This window comes from Rhizobacter sp. P2_H2 (assembly GCF_056403375.1).
In genome coordinates this window covers 1-16,854 of the sequence record NZ_JBFUFP010000015.1, presented here as the reverse complement: position 1 = coordinate 16,854, position 16,854 = coordinate 1, and the positions used below count along the sequence as shown (strand labels likewise).

Here is a 16,854-nt window from a genome sequence, read left to right as displayed (position 1 = left end):
CGGTCAGAGCGTGGCCGGTTCGTCGGTCTCGCTGGTCGGCACGTTCGCGATGGCGTCCAGGCTCAGCGGCTCGCCGCTGTCGGACGCCACGTTCACCCGTGCCGCGGCGTACTCGGTGTACGCCGCCGGCGTGGCTGCCGCAGTGACGGGCACCGCGGTTTCCTCCGGGGCCGGCGCGTCGCCGCCGGACCCTCCGCCGCCACCGCACGCCGTCAGCAAAGCGGCACCCACCAGGCTCATGCCGAACGCTTGAAGAAGCTTGTTCATGCTGCGCTCCTCAATGCGTTCCGCCGATGGGCGTGAACAGGTACGGGAAGCCCGGCAGCAGCGGCAGCACGGCCTGGTCGACCGCGTCGTGCAGCTTCAGCGAGGTGGCCCCCAGCGGCACGTTGGCCGGCTTGCAGGCCGCGCCGAAACCGAACTTGTCGGTGTCGCCGTTGGCGATGCACAGCCCGCCCATCACCGCGACCAGCGAGACGTCGACCACGTCGTCCTTCGGCCGGCGGCCGTTCGGGAAGCCGGCGTTGTCGGTGCCGCCCGCAAGGATGTTGCCGACGATGCCGAGCCGGTTCTGGTCGGCGAAGGCCACCGGCGCGATCGCGGTGTTCAGCCGCAGCATTTCGGAGGGCGTCACGCTCGCCGGCTGGTTCACGCCCTTGATGCCGGTCAGGAAGGCCGTCACGAGGTCGGTGCGCGGCAGGTTCTTCGGCGCGGTGCCGGGCAGCTTCAGCGCGATCTCCAGCAGCGCGGGCAGCGTCGGGTTGGTGACGTAGGCGGCGAACTGCGCGTCGTCCTTCGGCTTCGAGCCGTTGAAGCGGTCCTTGTCGGGCAGGCCGATCACCACCTCGTTGACCAGCGGCATGCCCAGGCGCGAGACCTGGGTCCAGGCGCCGCCGGCCTTCTCGGTGGTCTGGTGGCCGGCCTTCGGCGTCGGGTCGAGCAGGCGCACCTGGCGCAGGCTGGCGCTGGTCCAGCCGCCGATCACCGGGTCGGTGCCGGCGGTCAGGCAGCTCTTGTGCACCTCGAGCGCGAGCGTCGTGACGTTCTTGTCGTCGATGGTGTTCGGTGCCGCATTGATCAGGGCCGGGTCGGTGATCACGGCCACCGGCGCGTTGACCAGGTCGAAGATGGTGCCGAGGTTGACCGCGAACGGGTCCTTGCGCTGGCCGGCGAACACCTTGCCCGGCATCGCGCAGCCCGGGATGTTGACGGTGTAGATGTGCTTGGCCGCATAGGCAGCGTAGTCGGGCAGGGTCTTCACGCCGATGTTGTCGACCGGCTTGTCGAAGGTGGCACTGCCGCCGGCCGCGTTCGTGATCGCGCTGCGCCGGCCGCTGCGGCGGTCGCCGCGCACCACGTCGACGGTGAAGGTCTCGGTGAGGTTCAGCGCGGCCGAGCGCACATCGGTCACCTGGCCGGCCTGGATCAGCGGGATCGCGACGTTCTTGTCGCCGATCGGCAGCCTGACGTTGTTCAGCGTGTTCTTGAAACGGAACTGGAAGCTCAGGTCTTCCTTCGCGTCGCCGTTGTTGTCGATGTGGATCTCGTACAGCGCGTTCGGATCCATCGAGAAGTAGTTCGGTCCGCCGTAGGCGTCCTGCAGCGGCAGGTAGTTCGCGATCAACGTGACGTAGTCGGTGCGGTCGGCCTCGTAGCTGCGGAACATGTAGAAATCGGTGGCGTCGACCTTGGGTTGCGTGGTGATGAACGGCGCCTCGCGGTGGCTGGAGGCATGGGCGGCGGCGCACAGCGCGAGGGTCGCGGCCAGCGCGAGCGGTGCGCTGCGCAAACGGGTGGGTGTCATGGCTTCTCCTGGTGTGGTGGCATGGCAGCCGGCGGGATGCCGGCTGACCTGCGTTTACGCCGCGAGGGAGCTGGTGGACGCAGTGCGCTGTCTCGACGCTCTGCCGGTGGGGGCTTGCATCCAAGGGGAAGGAAGCGGCGTACGGGCGCGCCTGGAAAGTACCGATGTGAAATCGATTTCAGCGCCACTAGCATCCCCGGCCATGTCGATCACATCGCTTGTCACCTGCACATCGCTGCTGGCCCTGCCGCTGCTCACGATGGCCGCACCCGTCACGCTGAGCATCCCATCGGATCTCCCGTCGCCGAGCAGCATCGCGGCCGCGCCGGCGATCCTGCGCGGCTACAACATCGGCAACTGGATGCAGATCGGCGAGTTCGCCCGCGAGATGCGGCAGGCGCCGGCGGCGGCCTTGCGCTTCCCGGGCGGCAACGCCGGTGACGACGAAGACCTCACCGGTGCGCGGCTCGACCTGTTCAAGACCAACCTTGAACTGCTGGGCGGCCCGGCGCCCGAGTTGCTGATCCAGACGCGTGTGTTCCAGGGTGGCCGCCTCGGCGTGGCGGCGGCGAACACGCCCGAAGACGCCGCGTCGGCGGTGCGCCTGGCGCGCGAACGCGGGCTGGCGGTGCCGGTGTGGGAGATCGGCAACGAGCCCGACCTGTTCGCCGTCACGCGCGGCGACGCGAGCTGGACGCCGGAGCGCTACTGCGAGGTCTTCCGCGCGCAGGCCGCGGCGATCAAGCGCGAGGACCCGCAGGCGCGCATCGCCGGCCCGGCGGTGTCGGGCGCGATGCCGATCGCACCGGCATTTGCGCGCCGCTTCATCGCACTGTGCGGCGACGTGGTGGACGTGCTGACCTGGCACATCTACCCGACCGAAGGCACCGGCTCCGAGGCGGCCGCGCTCGCGAGCATCGACGACGCGACGCGCTGGCCGGCCGAGTACCGGCGTCTGCTGGCCGACCCGGCGAGCAACCCGCTCGGCCATGCGCGCGCCATCGAGCTCGGCATCACCGAATACGGCCTGTCGTCCCGCTCCGACGGCCAGCGCTTCATCGGCGAGCAGGTCGGCGCGCTGTGGGCCGCCGAGTTCGCGCTGCGCAGCGCCGAGGCCGGGCTGCGTTTCGCGCACTACTTCGCGTACCAGGGGACCGGCTTCCACGGCCTGCTCGACAGCGGTGGGGCGCCGCGGGCGACGTACTACGCGTTCCGGCTGCTCGCGCCGCTGCAGGGGAAGTTCGTGCCGGTGTCCGCGAGCGATGCGGGCGTGTGGAGCCATGCGCTGGTCGATGGCGACACGCTGTCGGTCGTGCTGATCAACAGCGACACCAAGGCGAAACCGTTGAGGACGACCCTGGCGTCGTGGAAGCTTGCCGGCGGGCAGTCCTTCGATGCGCGCGTGGTCGACAAGGAGGCGGCGTTCACACGCATCAAGCCGGCCGCGGCGGCGACGCTGCCCGCGCGCTCGATGACGGTGCTGCGGTACCAGCGCACAAAAAAATAACCGACCCCGCATCGCGCGAGGCCGGCTCGATGCCGTCAGGTCGGCCGGATCAGAAGTTGTAGATCGCGCCGACCGTGTACAGCATGGTCTGAATTTTCTCGCCGATGAACTCGCCTTGGGTGAAGTCGATGGCGGCGTTCAGTGAGACGTCCTTCGTCAGCTTGTAGCCAATGCCGGCACCGAGATACCCTTTGAACTTGCTCTCGGAGGCGGATAGCGTCGCTGCTTGGGTCGAAGCCGATGCCTTCATCCTGTTACGTGCAACGCCGGCCCGAAGCACGCCGTTCCAGTTGGTCGCGAAATCGCCCAGGAACGCGGCACCGACGCCGAAGCCCGACATCCTGATGTCGCCGTTGACGATGCTGCCCTGCACGATGTCGAAGAAGTCGACCTTGCCGTAGTCGGCGTAGTGCGCCTCGACGGCGACGTTGTCAGTCAGCTTGTAGCCGCCGAACAGCTTGAAGCCGGTGCCGCTCTTGTCGCAACTGGTGCAATCGACGTCGAGCCTGGTGCCGCCCGCGGCCGCGCCGACGTAGAGGCCTTCGGCGTGTGCGCCGACGCTGCCGGCCGCGATGAGTGCGCTGAGGAGAAATTTCTTCACGGTGAATCCTGTGGTGTTTCGTGGAGCTGGAGTCGCCCGTGGCGTCCGCGCGGAAGCGACGGGGTCGACGTGCTGAGTGACACGAAACTGCGCCCGGTTCCCACCGACCGCTCGCCGATCTGCTTCYATCGTTCACCCACCCTGGACAGTTCGACCAGCTGTCCACAGAGCCGGCTTGGCGCGTGGTTGCAGCTGGATGCACGCCTGTGGCGTAGTCGCTCTATGCTTGCGACCTTCCGCATTTGCAGTCCAACCCCATGCGCCTCCTCCTGACCGCTCTCGCCGCCCTCACGCTGTTCGCCGGCTCCGCCCAGGCGCTGACGCTCGATGCGAAGAAACTGGCCCGCTACGACGCCAGCTACCAGCGCTGCGAGGCGCTGTACCCCGAGATGAAAGGCCAGCGCGACGTGGCCTACCTGCGGCTGTACCACGTGGCGGAAGACGAGAAGATGCTGGGCAAGCTGGCCGCGCTGCGCAAGAGCAGCGCCTACGTGGCCGAGCAGAAGCGCCTGAAGAAGACGCCCGCGCCGCCGGCCTCGGCGGCGTCTGGCCCGCTGGCCCAGCAGTGCCAGGGCCTGTGGGGCGAAGCGCAGCGCGCAAAAAAATAGCCGACCCCGCATTGCGCGGGATCGGCCGGCCGATGTCGGCGGATCAGAAGTTGTAGTTGACGCCGATCGTGTACAGCGTGGCCTTGGCCTTGTCGCCCTGCAGCTCGCCTTCGGTGTAGTCGATGGCGGCGGTCAGCGCGACTTCCTTGGTCAGCTTGTAGCCGATGCCGGCGCCGACGTAGGCCTTGGTCTTGCTCTCCGAGTCGGAGGCTGCGCCATCCAGCTTCACCTTGTTGCGCGCGACGCCGGCGCGGACCACGCCGTTCCAGTCGGGCGTGAAGTCGCCCAGGTAGGCCGCGCCGATGCCGAAGCCCGACAGCTTCACGTCGACGGAGGTGCCGCCGCCGCTGAGCTTGGCCTTGCCGTAGTCGGCGTAGTGCCCCTCGATGGCGATGTTCTCGGTCAGCTTGTAGCCGCCGAACAGCTTGAAGCCGGTGTCGCTCTTGTCGCAGCTGGGGGCGCCATTGCAATCGAGGTCGATGTTGGTGCCGCCGGCGGCCACGCCGACGTAGATGCCTTCGGCGTGCGCGCCGACGCTGCCTGCCATCGCGATGAGGGCGGTGAGGAGGATCTTCTTCATGGGGAATCCTGTGTTGTCTCGTGGAGATGAAACCGGCCGTTGACTGCTGCCGGCGCCGCGGGTGGAACCCTTGGCGGGCGGGATCCTACGTGTAAACCCGCCCCTCACATCCGTGACTTTTGGATACCCGATGAACTTGCCCGCCTTTCATGCGGCTGCAAGAAATCGCGCGGCCGTTGTGCTCAGTGCCAACGCTCGCGCAACTCGCGCTTCAGCACCTTGCCGATCGCGCTGCGCGGCAGCTCGTCAATGAAGCGCACGCCAGCCACGCGCTGCGTCTTGCCGACGCGGGCGTTCAGCCAGTGCTTCAGGTCGTCGGCCGTGGCGTCGTCCGCCCCCGCCCCCGCACCCGCCCCCACGCGCCGCACGACGAAGGCCACCGGCGTCTCGCCCCACTCGGCCGACGGCACGCCCACCACCGCCAGATCGGCCACCGCCGGGTGCTCGCGCAGCACCGCCTCGAGGTCGCTCGGATAGATGTTGAAGCCGCCGCTGATCACCACGTCCTTCTTGCGGTCGAGCAGCACCAGGAAGCCGTCGGCATCGAAGCGCCCGACATCACCGGTGCGGATAAAGCGCTTGCCCGCCGCATCGAACCATTCCGCCTCGCGCGTCTTCTGCGGCTGCCGGTGGTAGCCGAGCATCATCCCGGGCGAATGGCCGACCACCTCGCCGGTGGCGCCGGCCGGCAGCTCGCGGCCGTCGTCGTCGATCAGCCGGATGTCGTGCCCTTCGGCGGGACACCCGACCGTGTGCAGCTTGTCCGGGTGCTCGTGCGCCGCAAGGATGCAGGTGCCGCCGCCCTCGGTCATGCCGTAGAACTCGACCAGCCCGCCCGGCCAGCGCGCCAGCACATCCGCCTTCAGCGCGGCGCCGAACGGCGCGCTGGTGCAGAACTTGTTGATGAAGGCGGAGAGGTCGTGCTGCCCGAAGCCCGGCAGCGCCATCAGCCGCTGGTACTGCACCGGCACCAGCATCGTGTGCGTCGCGTGGTGCCGCGCGGCCAGCGCCAGGTAGCCGGCCGCGTCGAACTTCGGCATCAGCACGGCGCAGCCGCCATAGGCCAGCGTCGGGAAGAACACCACCAGCGTGGTGTTCGAGTACAGCGGCGTCGCGAGCAGCGTGACACCATCGGGCGTGTAGCCGTACTGCCGGCCACGCTGCACATGCGACCAGCGCATGCCGTGCGACTGCACGATGCCCTTCGGCACGCCGGTGGTGCCGGACGAATAGATGATGTTGAACGGCGCGTCGGGTGGCAGCGCCGGTTCGTCCACGCGTGCTCCGGCCGGTGCGAGCCAGCGCTCGAAGGCCGCGTCGTCGTCGAGCGCGATGCGCGGTACCTCGGATGCAGCAATCAACGCGCCGGCCGCGGCATCGACGAACAGCGCGCGCGGCTGCGCATCGGCCAGCATCGCGGCCAGGCTCTCGGCCGTCGACGACGGTGCGAGCGGCGCGACGACCACGCCGGCGCGCAGCGCGCCGAGGAACACCGCGGCGTAGCGCGTCGACGTGCCGGCGCACACCGCGACCGCCTCGCCCACCTGCACGCCATCGCGCTGCAGCGCGGCGGCGATGCGGTCCATCAGCGCATCGAGTGCGGCATACGACAGCACTTCGCCGCCCTGCATCAGCGCCGCCTGCGCCGGCCGCGCCTGCGCATGGGTGCGGACCTGCGAGGGAATCGTCCGGAAGGCGTCGTCCATCGTCAATACCCCGCCGAGCGATCGACGGCATGCAGCGGCAACTGCCCATCGCGCACGCGGCGCAGCGCGTCGAGGCATTGCGCCGCGACGGTGTCGAACGAGGCCTGCGCCGCGATGTGCGGCGTCGCGACCACCTTCGGGTGCCGCCACACCCAGTTCGACGGATCGGGCGGCTCACGCTCGAACACGTCGAGCGCGGCACCGGCCAGGTGGCCTTCGTCGAGCAGCGCGCGCAGGTCGGCCTCCACGAGGTGCTCGCCGCGGCCGACGCTGACGACGAACGCACCGCGCGGCAACTGCGACAGCGTCGCCCGGTTCAGCAGCCCGCGCGTCGCTGGCGTCAACGGCAGCGTGCAGACCAGCACGTCGCTGCGCGCGAGCAGTGCCGCGAGGCCGGCATCGCCGCTGAACACCTCGACCCCGGCCACCGGCTCGCCGCGCCGGCTCCAGCCCGCCACCGGGTAGCCCAGCGGCACGAAGGCCCGCGCCACCGCCTGCCCGACCGCGCCGAGCCCGAGGATGCCGACACGGCACTGCGCCGCCGCCCGCACCGGGTGACGCAGCCACTGCGCCGCGGCCTGCTGCTGCGCATAGCGCCCGAGGTCTCTCGTGAAGCCGAGCGTGCAGGCCAGCACGTATTGCGCGATCTCGCAGCCCTGGTTCGCATCGACGACGCGCGCCAGCACGACCGACGCCGGCAGGTCCGCCGGCATCAGCTTGTCGACCCCCGCGCCGATGCTGCACACCAGGCGCAGGTTCGGCCAGCGTGCGAGCTGCCCCGGCTGCAGGCGCCACGCGAGCAGGGCCTCGACGCGCTCCGGCGGCGCCTCGTCGTCGCTCGTCCACACATCGATGCCTTGGGCCGCGCGCCGCAGGGCCTCGGCGTATGGCGCCACGGGCAAGGGCGACACCAGCGCGAGCACGCCCACGTCAGGCCTTCGCGGCGAGGCCCAGGCGCTCGATCAGCGCCTTGTCCTTCACGAAGGTCTCGCGTGCCCAGGCCGCATAGTCGTCGCCGCTGCGGTACCAGGCCTCCTGGTTCAGCTGGTCGAGCAGCTCGACATGCCGCGGGTCGTCCATCGCCTTCTTGAAGGCATCGTGCAGCGTCTTCACGATCGCCGGGTCCATGCCCTTCGGGCCGACCAGCCCGTACGGCGAGCTGGACACCACGCCGTAGCCCAGGTCCTTCGCGGTCGGCACGTTCGGCCAGCGCTTCGTGCGCCGCTCGCCGAAGGTGACGAGCAGCCGCATCTGGCCGTTGTCGACGAACTTGTCCCAGCCGGTCGCGTCGCTCTGGGCCATCACGTGGCCGCCGAGCAGCGCCTGCTGCAGGTCGGCGTTGCCCTTGAACGGGATGTGGTTCAGCCGCACCTTCGCGTTGTCGGCCAGCTCCTCCATCAGCAGGTGCGGCGAGGTGCCGATGCCGGTGGAGCCGTAGTCGATCTTGCCGGGCTCGCGGCGCGCCGCCTCGATGTAGTCGTTGAAGGTCTTGAACGGCGAATCGGCGCGCACCGTGAAGCCGAAGGTGTAGCCCGAGATGCCCATGATGAACGTGAAGTCGTTGATCGGGTGCCAGTTCACCTTCTGCATGTGCGGCAGCCGCAGCATGCCCATCGGGAACTGCGCGATCGTGTAGCCGTCGGGCCTGGCGGTGCTCGCCATCATCCCCGGCCCGAGCGTGCCGCCGGCGCCGGGCTGGTTCTGCACGATGATGTTCTGGCCCAGCAGCTTGCCGGCGATGTCGGCCAGCGTGCGCAGGTGGCGGTCGGTGGAGCCGCCGGCCGGCCACGGCACGATCAGCGTGATGGGCTTGCTCGGGAAGCTCTCGGCGCGCAGCACGCGCAGCGGCGCCGCCAGGGCCGCGCCGCCGGCGGCGACGATCAGCGAGCGCCGGCGCAGCAGGGGGATGTGGCTCATGGGCTGTCTCCTGGTTGTGGTGTCGATGTGGCGGCGAGTTCGCGCTCCTGCAGCTCGCGCCACATCACCTTGCCGCTGCCGGATTTCGGCAGCGCGGCGACGAACTCGACGATGCGCGGGCTCTTGTAGGCGGCCATGTGCTCGTGGCTCCACGCGATCAGCTCCTGCGCGGTCACGGCCTCGTGGCCCGCGCGCAGCACCACCAATGCCTTCACCGTCTCGCCGCGGCGGGCGTCGCGCGCSGMGATCACGCAGGCCTCSWGCACKGCCGGGTGSCGGTASAKCAGCGMYTCSACCTCGGCCGGCCACACCTTGAAGCCSSWCGCGTTGATCATCCGCTTSAGCCGGTCGACCATGAAGAAGTAGCCGTCGGCATCGACCTGCGCCAGGTCGCCGGTGCGCAGGAAGCGGCGGCCACCGATCTCGATGAAGGCGTCGCGCGTGGCGGCCTCGTCGTTCCAGTAGCCGCGCATCACCTGCGGGCCGTGCACGACCACCTCGCCGGTCTCGCCGGCCGGCACCTCGGCGAGCGTGGCCGGGTCGACGACCCGCGCGTCGACATCGAACACCGGGATGCCCAGGCACTGCGGCTTCGGCCGGTGCGGCGGGTTGATGTGCGTCGCGGCCATCGCCTCGGTCATGCCGTAGCCCTCGACGTAGTCCAGCCCCGTCAGCTCGCGCAGCCGCGCGGCCACGGCGGCCGGCATCGCCGCGCCGCCGCCGCGGATGCCCTGCAGGCTGCTCAGGTCGTAGTCCGCGAGGCGCGGGTTCGACAGGAAGTCGACCACCATCGTCGAGATCGCCTGCAGCACCGTCGCGCGGTGGCGCTGGATGCACTGCGCGGCGGCGTCGCGGTCCCAGCGCGCCAGCACCACCATCGTCGCGCCGAGGTACAGCGGGCCGTTCAGGCTGCCGGCCATGCCGGTGACGTGGAAGAACGGCAGCACCGACAGGTAGACCGCGTCCTGCGTGCGGCCGAACCACTGCACGCCGCCGACCAGCGTGCTCATCACGCTGCGGTGGGTGTGCATGCAGCCCTTGGGCCGGCCGGTGGTGCCGGAGGTGTAGGGCATCACGCACAGGTCGTCGGGGCCGGCGGTCAGCGGGCCGGGGCGATGATCCTGCGCGAGGGCGTCGCGCCATGCGGTGAGCCGGGGCGCGTCGAACGAAAGCGGCGTGGCCGAGACGGCTTCGGGCACCGGCAGGTCGGTGGGCGCGGTCAGTGCATCGGCGTAAGTGACGACGAGCAGCTGCCGCAGGCCGTTCTCGCCGACGTCGTCGAGCAGGGGTTGCATCTGCGCCAGCAGGTCCTGCGGCACGACGGCGACGCGCGCGCCGCTGTCGTGCACGTAGTGGCGCAGCTCCTCGCTGCGGTTCATCGGGTTGACCGGCACCACCACCGCGTTGGCGCGCAGGATGCCGTAGAACGCCATCACCCACTGCGGGCTGTTCTGCAGGTAGAGCAGCACGCGGTCGCCGGCCTGCACGCCGCCCGCCTGCTGCAGCCAGCCGGCGATGCGCTCGGTGCCGGCCAGCAGCTCGGCATAGCTCATCACGCTGTCGTAGAAGATGACCGCCGCCTTGTCCGGAAAGCGCTGCGCCGACACCTGCAGGTTGTGGAAGAGGTGGGTCTGCGGCAGCGTCAGGTGGCGCGGCAGGCCGGGCGGCCAGTGGGCAAAGTGGGCGGGGAGGGCAGACGGCATGGAAAAGCCATGCTAGGAGCGGGGCGGGGGCTTGTAAACACGGTGAATCCCGCTGTCGCCAAGGTGTCAGCCTCCTGGTTTGACAGTGGAAGACGGCACCGTGAACAATCGGCGGCTGTCTCGAACCCGAAGCATGGTGTCCCGCAATGCAGACCGATCCCCAGGATGAACGGCCCCGTTTCGCCACCGCCCCGCTGACCTTGGGCGTGGTCGGTGCCGGCGTGATGGGCATGGGCATCGTGCAGATCGCGGCGCAGGCCGGGCTGGCGGTGCGGGTCTTCGATGCGCGCGAGGGCGGTGCGGCAGCGGGCTGCGAGAAGCTGGCCGGCACGCTGCGCACGCTGCACGAACGCGGCAAGCTGAGCGCCGAGCAGGCGGCAGCCGCCACCGCGCGCTTCGCGCCGGTCGCCACGCTCGAGGCGCTGCGCGACTGCGATGTCGTCATCGAGGCGATCGTCGAAGACCTCGGCGCCAAGCAGGCGCTGTTCGCCCAGCTCGAGGCGCTGGTGCGCGACGACTGCGTGCTCGCGAGCAACACCTCGTCGCTGTCGGTCACCGCGATCGCCGCCTCGTTGCGGCTGCCGGCGCGGGTGGCCGGCTTCCACTTCTTCAACCCGGTCCCTGTGATGAAGGTGGTCGAGGCGGTCGACGGGCTGCTGACCGACCCGGCCGTCACGCTGAACCTGCTGGCGCTCGGCCGGCGCCTGGGGCACACCGCGGTGCGCGCGAAGGACACGCCGGGCTTCATCGTCAACCACGCCGGGCGCGGCTTCGGCACCGAGGGCCTGCGCATCCTGGCCGAGGGCGTCGCCGAGTTCCACGAGATCGACCGCGTGCTGCGCGACGTGGCCGGCTTCATCGTCGGCCCGTTCGAGCTGATGGACATCACCGCGCTCGACGTGTCGCACCCGGTGATGGAATCCATCTACCGCCAGTACTACGATGAGCCGCGCTACCGGCCGCAGCCGCTGACGCGCCAGATGCTCGCCGCCGGCCTGGTCGGGCGCAAGGCCGGGCGCGGCTTCTACCGCTACGACGGCGGGCAGAAGCAGGCGATCGCCGAGGCGGCGGCACCGGCCGCGCGGCCGGCGTCGGTGTGGCTCGCGCCCGATGCGCCGGCGGCGCTGCGCACGCTGGTGGCCACGCTCGGCGTGCCGGTCGACGACGGCGCCGCGCCGCGTGCCGGCAGCCTGTGCGTGGTTGCGCCGGTCGGCGACGATGCGACGACCTGCGTGCAGCGCCTCGGCCTCGATGCGCAGCGCACGGTGGCGGTGGAGACGCTGTTCGACCTGTCGCGCCGCCGCGTCGTGATGACCACGCCGGCCACCACCGCCGCGTGGCGCGATGCGGCGCATGGCCTGTTCGCGGCCGACGGCGTGCCGGTGACCGTGATCCGCGACAGCGCGGGGCTGGTCGCGCAGCGCGTCGTCGCGACCATCGTCAACATCGCCTGCGACATCGCGCAGCAGCGCATCGCGACGCCGGCCGACATCGACCTCGCCGTCAAGCTCGGCCTGAACTACCCGCTGCCGCCGCTCGCCTGGGGCGACCGGCTCGGCGCGCGCACGGTGCTCACGATCCTCGAACGCATGCACGCCTTCTACGGCGATCCGCGCTATCGCCCGAGCCCGTGGCTGAAGCGGCGCGCGCTGCTCGGGCTGTCGCTGCTGGCGGACGAAGCCTGAAGACACCGGACAAGCGCCCGACAAGCCGACAAGGGTTACCCTGCCATCCTTGCCCTGCGAACCGACACCCGAAACCCCTCCCGGAGATTCCGTCATGTCCACGACCAAAGCAGCCTTCCAGTGGGACGACCCGCTGCTGCTCGACCAGCAGCTCGACAGCGACGAGCGCCAGGTGCGCGACGCCGCCCGCGACTACGCGCAGGGCCGCCTCGCGCCGCGCGTGCTCGAGGCCTTCCGCCATGAGAAGACCGATGTCGAGATCTTCCGCGAGATGGGCGAGCTCGGCCTGCTCGGCCCGACCATCCCCGAGGCCTACGGCGGCGCCGCGTTGAACTACGTCTGCTACGGGCTGGTGGCGCGCGAGGTCGAGCGCGTCGACTCCGGCTACCGCTCGATGATGAGCGTGCAGTCGTCGCTGGTGATGGTGCCGATCCACGAGTTCGGCAACGAGGCGACGAAGCAGAAGTACCTGCCGAAGCTCGCGCGCGGCGAGTGGATCGGCTGCTTCGGCCTGACCGAGCCGGACCACGGCTCCGACCCCGGCAGCATGGTCACGCGGGCGCGCAAGGTCGACGGCGGCTACAGCCTGTCGGGCGCSAAGATGTGGATCACCAACAGCCCGATCGCCGACGTGTTCGTGGTCTGGGCCAAGGACGACAGCGGCGCGATCCGCGGCTTCGTGCTCGAGAAGGGCTGGAAGGGCCTGAGCGCGCCGGCGGTGCACGGCAAGGTGGGGCTGCGCGCCAGCGTCACCGGCGAGATCGTGATGGACAACGTGTTCTGCCCCGAGGAGAACGCCTTCCCCGAGGTGCGTGGCCTGAAGGGCCCGTTCACCTGCCTGAACAGCGCGCGCTACGGCATCGCCTGGGGCGCGCTCGGCGCGGCCGAGGACTGCTGGCACCGTGCGCGCCAGTACGTGCTCGACCGCAAGCAGTTCGGCCGGCCGCTCGCGGCCAACCAGCTGGTGCAGAAGAAGCTGGCCGACATGCAGACCGAGATCACGCTCGGCCTGCAGGGCTGCCTGCGGCTGGGCCGCATGAAGGACGAGGGCACCGCCGCGGTCGAGATCACGTCGATCATGAAGCGCAACTCCTGCGGCAAGAGCCTCGACATCGCCCGGCTGGCGCGCGACATGATGGGCGGCAACGGCATCAGCGACGAGTTCGGCGTCGCGCGGCACCTGGTGAACCTGGAGGTGGTCAACACCTACGAGGGCACGCACGACGTGCACGCGCTGATCCTCGGCCGCGCCCAGACGGGCATCGCTGCTTTCTCCAACTGAAAGGGAACGACCATGACCACAGCCTACGACTTCGAAGCCACCACGATCGACGGCAAGCCGGCACCGCTGGCGGCCCAGCGCGGCAAGGTGCTGCTGATCGTCAACACCGCGAGCGCGTGCGGCTTCACGCCGCAGTTCGCCGGGCTGGAGGCGCTGTGGAAGAAATACGCCGACAAGGGGCTCGCCGTCGTCGGCTTCCCGAGCAACCAGTTCGGCCACCAGGATCCCGGCAGCAACGACGAGATCGCGTCGTTCTGCCAGCTGAACTACGGCGTCAGCTTCCCGATGATGGCCAAGACCGACGTGAACGGCAGCGATGCCCACCCGCTCTACAAGTGGCTGACCGCCGAAGCCCCGGGCATCCTCGGCACCAAGGCGATCAAGTGGAACTTCACGAAGTTCCTGGTCGGCAAGGACGGCCAGGTGATCAAGCGCTATGCGCCGACCGACACGCCCGAATCGCTGTCGGCCGACATCGAGGCCGYACTCTCGGCCTGAACGACGGCTGCCTGAACCACCTCGGCCGGCGCGTTGCCCGCGGGCGCCACGCACACGCGGTTGCGGCCGGCCGCCTTCGCGACGTAGAGCGCGGTGTCGGCGCGCGACAGCAGCGCCTCCAGCGAATCGCCGGCCGGCTGCACGACCGCCACGCCGWTGCTGACGGTCGGGCGGATCGGCCGGCCCGCATCGTCGTCGATGCACAGGTTCTCGATCGCACTGCGCAGCCGCTCGGCCGCGGTCACCGCACCATCGTGGCCGGTGTCCGGCAGCAGCGCGACGAACTCCTCGCCGCCCCAGCGGCCGAACACGTCGAGCTCGCGCAGCGCGCCCTGGCAGGCCCGGGCCACCGCCTGCAGCACGCGGTCGCCGGCCGGGTGGCCGTGCTCGTCGTTGACGCGCTTGAACAGGTCGATGTCCAGCAGCAGCACCGAGAAGCTCGCCGCGGTGCGGCCGACGCGCTTCAGCTCGGCGTTGCCGCGCGTGGCGATCGCKCGGCGGTTCAGCGCGCCGGTCAGCGGATCGGTGGTGGCCAGCGTCTCCAGCTGGTCCTGCGCCTGCTTCAGCGCCGTCACCTCGGTCAGGCTGCACAGCCAGCCGGGCTCGTCCTCGTGCACCAGCGGCACGCAGCGCACCAGCACCCAGAACGGCGTGCTGTCGCTGCGCTGCAGGCACATCTCGCTGACGCGGCCGGCATCGATCTGCTCCTGCGACGACAGGCTCTTGATCAGGTCGTGCAGCTGCTCGTGCGCGCTCTGGCGGGCTCGGGCCGCATCGACGGTGCCGTCGTCGCCGAACAGCCGCAGCAGCGCGGCATTGGCCATCATGATCGACAGGTCGGCCTGGCGCAGCACCGCCACCGGCGCCGGCGCGGCCTGCAGCACGTCCTCGGCCGCCTTGCGGCGCAGCGACACCAGCGCCTCGCGGCGGCGCTTCTCGGCATAGCCCAGCAACAGCAGCAGCGCGGCGAGCGCGCCGGCCTCCAGCGGCATCGTGCGCAGCGCGGCCCAGCGCAGCTGCGCGCGGTCGACCACGATCGCATAGCGCCACGGCGTGGATTCGATGTCGTAGACCAGCGCCCAGTCGGCGGCGATCTGCTGCCGGTTGTTGGCCGGCGCGGTGCGCAGCGCGCTCCAGTCGCCCGAGGTGCCGGCGCGCTCGGCCACCTGCTGCAGCGTCGGCGCCTTGTCGGAGGCGCCGCCGACCATCGTCGGGTGCGCGATCACGCGGTCGTGGTCGTCGAGGATGAAGGCGGTCGCGATGCCCAGCGCCGGCCGGCGCACGTACTGCGACAGGCTGTCGAGCTGGAAATCCATCGCCGCGATGGCCCGGTAGTGGCCGTCGGCATCGTCGATCGGGATCGCCAGCGTGCTGACCAGCCCGTTGCCCTTGGGGTCGTCGTACGAGGCCGACCAGACCGGCGCGCGGCCGGGGTTGCGCTCGACGAGGCCGTCGCGGTAGGGGTCGCGGCCCAGCATGTCGGGCGTGAACAGCTGCAGGTCGTCGGAGGCCGGCGGAAAGATCAGGTGGAAGCCCTGGCCCGACAGGTAGTACACCGCGGCGGCGGCCGCCTGCGTGGTCTTGGCCTGGATCAGCGCCGGCCCGAGCGCGAGCGCGATCTCGATCTCGCGGCCCTTCTCGCGACCTGCTTCACTGGCCGGCGCCGGTTTCGGGCCGGCCATGCTGAAGGCCGGCGAATCGGCATGGTTGTTGCCCGATGCGCGCGCGGTGTGGTGCGCGGCCCGCATGGTCGGCAGCAGCACGGTGGTGCCGGGGATGTCCAGCCGCTCGGCGAGCGCTGCCGCGTGCTCCTTCGACAGCGTGAGGCCCTGCTGCTGGAACAGGCCGTTCGCGACACCCTGCAGCATGAAGACGCTGTTGCGTGCCGAGCGCGTCGACAGCCCGACCTCGCGCGCCGCCTCGTGCGCGGCCTCCTGCATGTCGCCCCACAGCCGATCCTGCCGGGCCGACCAGGCGGCCAGGAAGACGGCGACCGCCAACGTCACCACGGTGGCGTATGCGGCCCAGTGCGCCTTGTTGCGGATCGATCTGACAGTCACTCGGGGAACTCTCTGGTCTCTGCCCTGCGCCGGGGTGGAGCGGGTGCCGGCCGGACATCGGCGGCGCCTCGCCCGAGGGATATCGGCCGCGCCGGGCGGGGGCTGAAGGGCGTCGCGGATAATTTGCATCCGACACCGACTCACCTCTCCACCCAAGGCAGCACCATGTTCGAGCACGTCGACGCCTACGCGGGCGATCCCATCCTGACCCTCAACGAGGCCTTCGGGCGCGACCCCCGGCCGCACAAGATCAACCTGAGCATCGGCATCTACTTCGATGACGCAGGCCGGCTGCCGGTGATGCGCGCGGTGCGCGAGGCCGAATCGGCGATGCTGCAGGCGATCGGCGCGCGCCCGTACCAGCCGATGGAAGGCGCGGCCAACTACCGCCAGGCGGTGCAGCACCTGCTGTTCGGCGCCACGCACGAGGCGGTGACCAGCGGGCGGGTCGCGACGATCCAGACGCTCGGCGGCTCCGGCGGGCTGAAGGTGGGCGGCGATTTCCTGAAGCGCTATTTCCCGCAATCCAGCGTGTGGGTCAGCGACCCGACCTGGGACAACCACCGCGCGATGTTCGAGGGCGCGGGCTTCACCGTCAGCACCTATCCGTACTACGACGCGGCCACCGGCGGCGTGCGCTTCCCCGAGATGCTGGCGGCGCTGTCGGTGCTGCCGGAGAAGAGCATCGTGCTGCTGCACGCCTGCTGCCACAACCCGACCGGCGTCGACCTGAGCGCGGCGCAGTGGGCCGAGCTGATCCCGGTGCTGGCGCAGCGCAAGCTGATCCCGTACGTGGACATCGCCTACCAGGGCTTCGGCGACGGCATCTCGCAGGACGCGTTCGCGATCCGCGCGCTGGCCGATGCGGGGCTGAGCTTCTTCGTCGCGAGCTCGTTCTCGAAG

At 70.3% G+C, this 16,854-nt stretch carries 15 protein-coding genes; 6 read left to right on the top strand and 9 right to left on the bottom strand.

Annotated elements, in window-relative coordinates; all coding sequences use genetic code 11:
* Nucleotides 1-3: 3 nt before the first annotated feature.
* Nucleotides 4-267: a hypothetical protein gene (locus AC1D15_RS02715; RefSeq protein WP_477824824.1), complete on the bottom strand. Its 264-nt coding sequence runs from the start codon at nt 265-267 to the stop codon at nt 4-6.
* Nucleotides 268-277: 10 nt separating this feature from the next.
* A complete protein-coding gene (locus AC1D15_RS02710; RefSeq protein ID WP_477824823.1) occupies nt 278-1,804 on the bottom strand; it encodes a DUF4331 domain-containing protein in 1,527 nt (508 codons plus the stop codon).
* A 202-nt stretch (nt 1,805-2,006) separates the two neighbouring features.
* Here AC1D15_RS02710 and AC1D15_RS02705 point away from each other — a divergent pair, with 202 nt between their 5' ends.
* On the top strand, nt 2,007-3,311 hold the full coding sequence (locus tag AC1D15_RS02705) for a hypothetical protein (protein WP_477824822.1): 1,305 nt from the start codon (nt 2,007-2,009) through the stop codon (nt 3,309-3,311).
* Between the two features lie 49 nt (nt 3,312-3,360).
* Here the strand turns inward: AC1D15_RS02705 and AC1D15_RS02700 are convergent, their stop codons facing one another.
* The gene (locus AC1D15_RS02700; protein WP_477824821.1) at nt 3,361-3,912 is read right to left on the bottom strand and encodes an outer membrane beta-barrel protein; all 552 of its coding nucleotides are present in this window, start codon (nt 3,910-3,912) and stop codon (nt 3,361-3,363) included.
* A 257-nt stretch (nt 3,913-4,169) separates the two neighbouring features.
* Between AC1D15_RS02700 and AC1D15_RS02695 the strand changes: the two genes are divergently transcribed.
* Nucleotides 4,170-4,520: a hypothetical protein gene (locus tag AC1D15_RS02695; RefSeq protein ID WP_465111512.1), complete on the top strand. Its 351-nt coding sequence runs from the start codon at nt 4,170-4,172 to the stop codon at nt 4,518-4,520.
* 43 nt (nt 4,521-4,563) lie between these two features.
* On the opposite strand, the gene AC1D15_RS02690 is transcribed toward AC1D15_RS02695, so the two are convergent.
* The 5 genes from AC1D15_RS02690 to AC1D15_RS02670 form a co-directional block, all read right to left on the bottom strand.
* On the bottom strand, nt 4,564-5,100 hold the full coding sequence (locus AC1D15_RS02690; RefSeq protein ID WP_465111513.1) for a porin family protein: 537 nt from the start codon (nt 5,098-5,100) through the stop codon (nt 4,564-4,566).
* Nucleotides 5,101-5,282: 182 nt separating this feature from the next.
* Nucleotides 5,283-6,806 carry a class I adenylate-forming enzyme family protein gene (locus tag AC1D15_RS02685; RefSeq protein WP_477824820.1) on the bottom strand — a complete coding sequence of 508 codons (1,524 nt, stop codon included), beginning with the start codon at nt 6,804-6,806 and terminating at the stop codon, nt 5,283-5,285.
* Nucleotides 6,807-6,808: 2 nt separating this feature from the next.
* The gene (locus AC1D15_RS02680) at nt 6,809-7,735 is read right to left on the bottom strand and encodes a 2-hydroxyacid dehydrogenase (protein WP_465111515.1); all 927 of its coding nucleotides are present in this window, start codon (nt 7,733-7,735) and stop codon (nt 6,809-6,811) included.
* A gap of 1 nt (nt 7,736) precedes the next feature.
* Nucleotides 7,737-8,723: a tripartite tricarboxylate transporter substrate binding protein gene (locus AC1D15_RS02675; protein ID WP_477824819.1), complete on the bottom strand. Its 987-nt coding sequence runs from the start codon at nt 8,721-8,723 to the stop codon at nt 7,737-7,739.
* Nucleotides 8,720-10,426, bottom strand: a complete 1,707-nt coding sequence (locus AC1D15_RS02670) for a long-chain fatty acid--CoA ligase (RefSeq protein ID WP_477824818.1) — start codon at nt 10,424-10,426, stop codon at nt 8,720-8,722. The genes AC1D15_RS02675 and AC1D15_RS02670 overlap by 4 nt, the downstream gene beginning before the upstream one ends.
* A gap of 146 nt (nt 10,427-10,572) precedes the next feature.
* On the opposite strand from AC1D15_RS02670, the gene AC1D15_RS02665 reads away from it, so the two are divergent.
* The 3 genes from AC1D15_RS02665 (at nt 10,573) to AC1D15_RS02655 (ending at nt 13,891) form a co-directional block, all read left to right on the top strand.
* Entirely contained in the window at nt 10,573-12,111 is a 1,539-nt protein-coding gene (locus tag AC1D15_RS02665; protein ID WP_477824817.1) for a 3-hydroxyacyl-CoA dehydrogenase, read from the top strand.
* 94 nt (nt 12,112-12,205) lie between these two features.
* Entirely contained in the window at nt 12,206-13,393 is a 1,188-nt protein-coding gene (locus tag AC1D15_RS02660; protein WP_477824816.1) for an acyl-CoA dehydrogenase, read from the top strand.
* A 12-nt stretch (nt 13,394-13,405) separates the two neighbouring features.
* A complete protein-coding gene (locus AC1D15_RS02655; RefSeq protein ID WP_477824815.1) occupies nt 13,406-13,891 on the top strand; it encodes a glutathione peroxidase in 486 nt (161 codons plus the stop codon).
* Here AC1D15_RS02655 and AC1D15_RS02650 read toward each other — a convergent pair.
* On the bottom strand, nt 13,828-15,951 hold the full coding sequence (locus AC1D15_RS02650) for a diguanylate cyclase (RefSeq protein ID WP_477824814.1): 2,124 nt from the start codon (nt 15,949-15,951) through the stop codon (nt 13,828-13,830). The two genes, AC1D15_RS02655 and AC1D15_RS02650, sit on opposite strands and share 64 nt — an antisense overlap.
* Before the next feature lie 165 nt (nt 15,952-16,116).
* Here AC1D15_RS02650 and AC1D15_RS02645 point away from each other — a divergent pair.
* Nucleotides 16,117-16,854 (top strand): aminotransferase class I/II-fold pyridoxal phosphate-dependent enzyme (locus AC1D15_RS02645; RefSeq protein WP_477824813.1); only part of this gene is annotated, 738 nt, incomplete at its 3' end.

What these genes read in the sequence shown, in the direction of transcription:
- AC1D15_RS02695 (WP_465111512.1), top strand. Translation starts at nt 4,170, where the DNA reads ATGCGCCTCCTCCTGACCGCTCTCGCCGCCCTCACGCTGTTCGCCGGC.
- AC1D15_RS02715 (WP_477824824.1), bottom strand. Translation starts at nt 267, where the DNA reads ATGAACAAGCTTCTTCAAGCGTTCGGCATGAGCCTGGTGGGTGCCGCT.
- AC1D15_RS02675 (WP_477824819.1), bottom strand. Translation starts at nt 8,723, where the DNA reads ATGAGCCACATCCCCCTGCTGCGCCGGCGCTCGCTGATCGTCGCCGCC.
- AC1D15_RS02685 (WP_477824820.1), bottom strand. Translation starts at nt 6,806, where the DNA reads ATGGACGACGCCTTCCGGACGATTCCCTCGCAGGTCCGCACCCATGCG.
- AC1D15_RS02690 (WP_465111513.1), bottom strand. Translation starts at nt 5,100, where the DNA reads ATGAAGAAGATCCTCCTCACCGCCCTCATCGCGATGGCAGGCAGCGTC.
- AC1D15_RS02665 (WP_477824817.1), top strand. Translation starts at nt 10,573, where the DNA reads ATGCAGACCGATCCCCAGGATGAACGGCCCCGTTTCGCCACCGCCCCG.
- AC1D15_RS02710 (WP_477824823.1), bottom strand. Translation starts at nt 1,804, where the DNA reads ATGACACCCACCCGTTTGCGCAGCGCACCGCTCGCGCTGGCCGCGACC.
- AC1D15_RS02705 (WP_477824822.1), top strand. Translation starts at nt 2,007, where the DNA reads ATGTCGATCACATCGCTTGTCACCTGCACATCGCTGCTGGCCCTGCCG.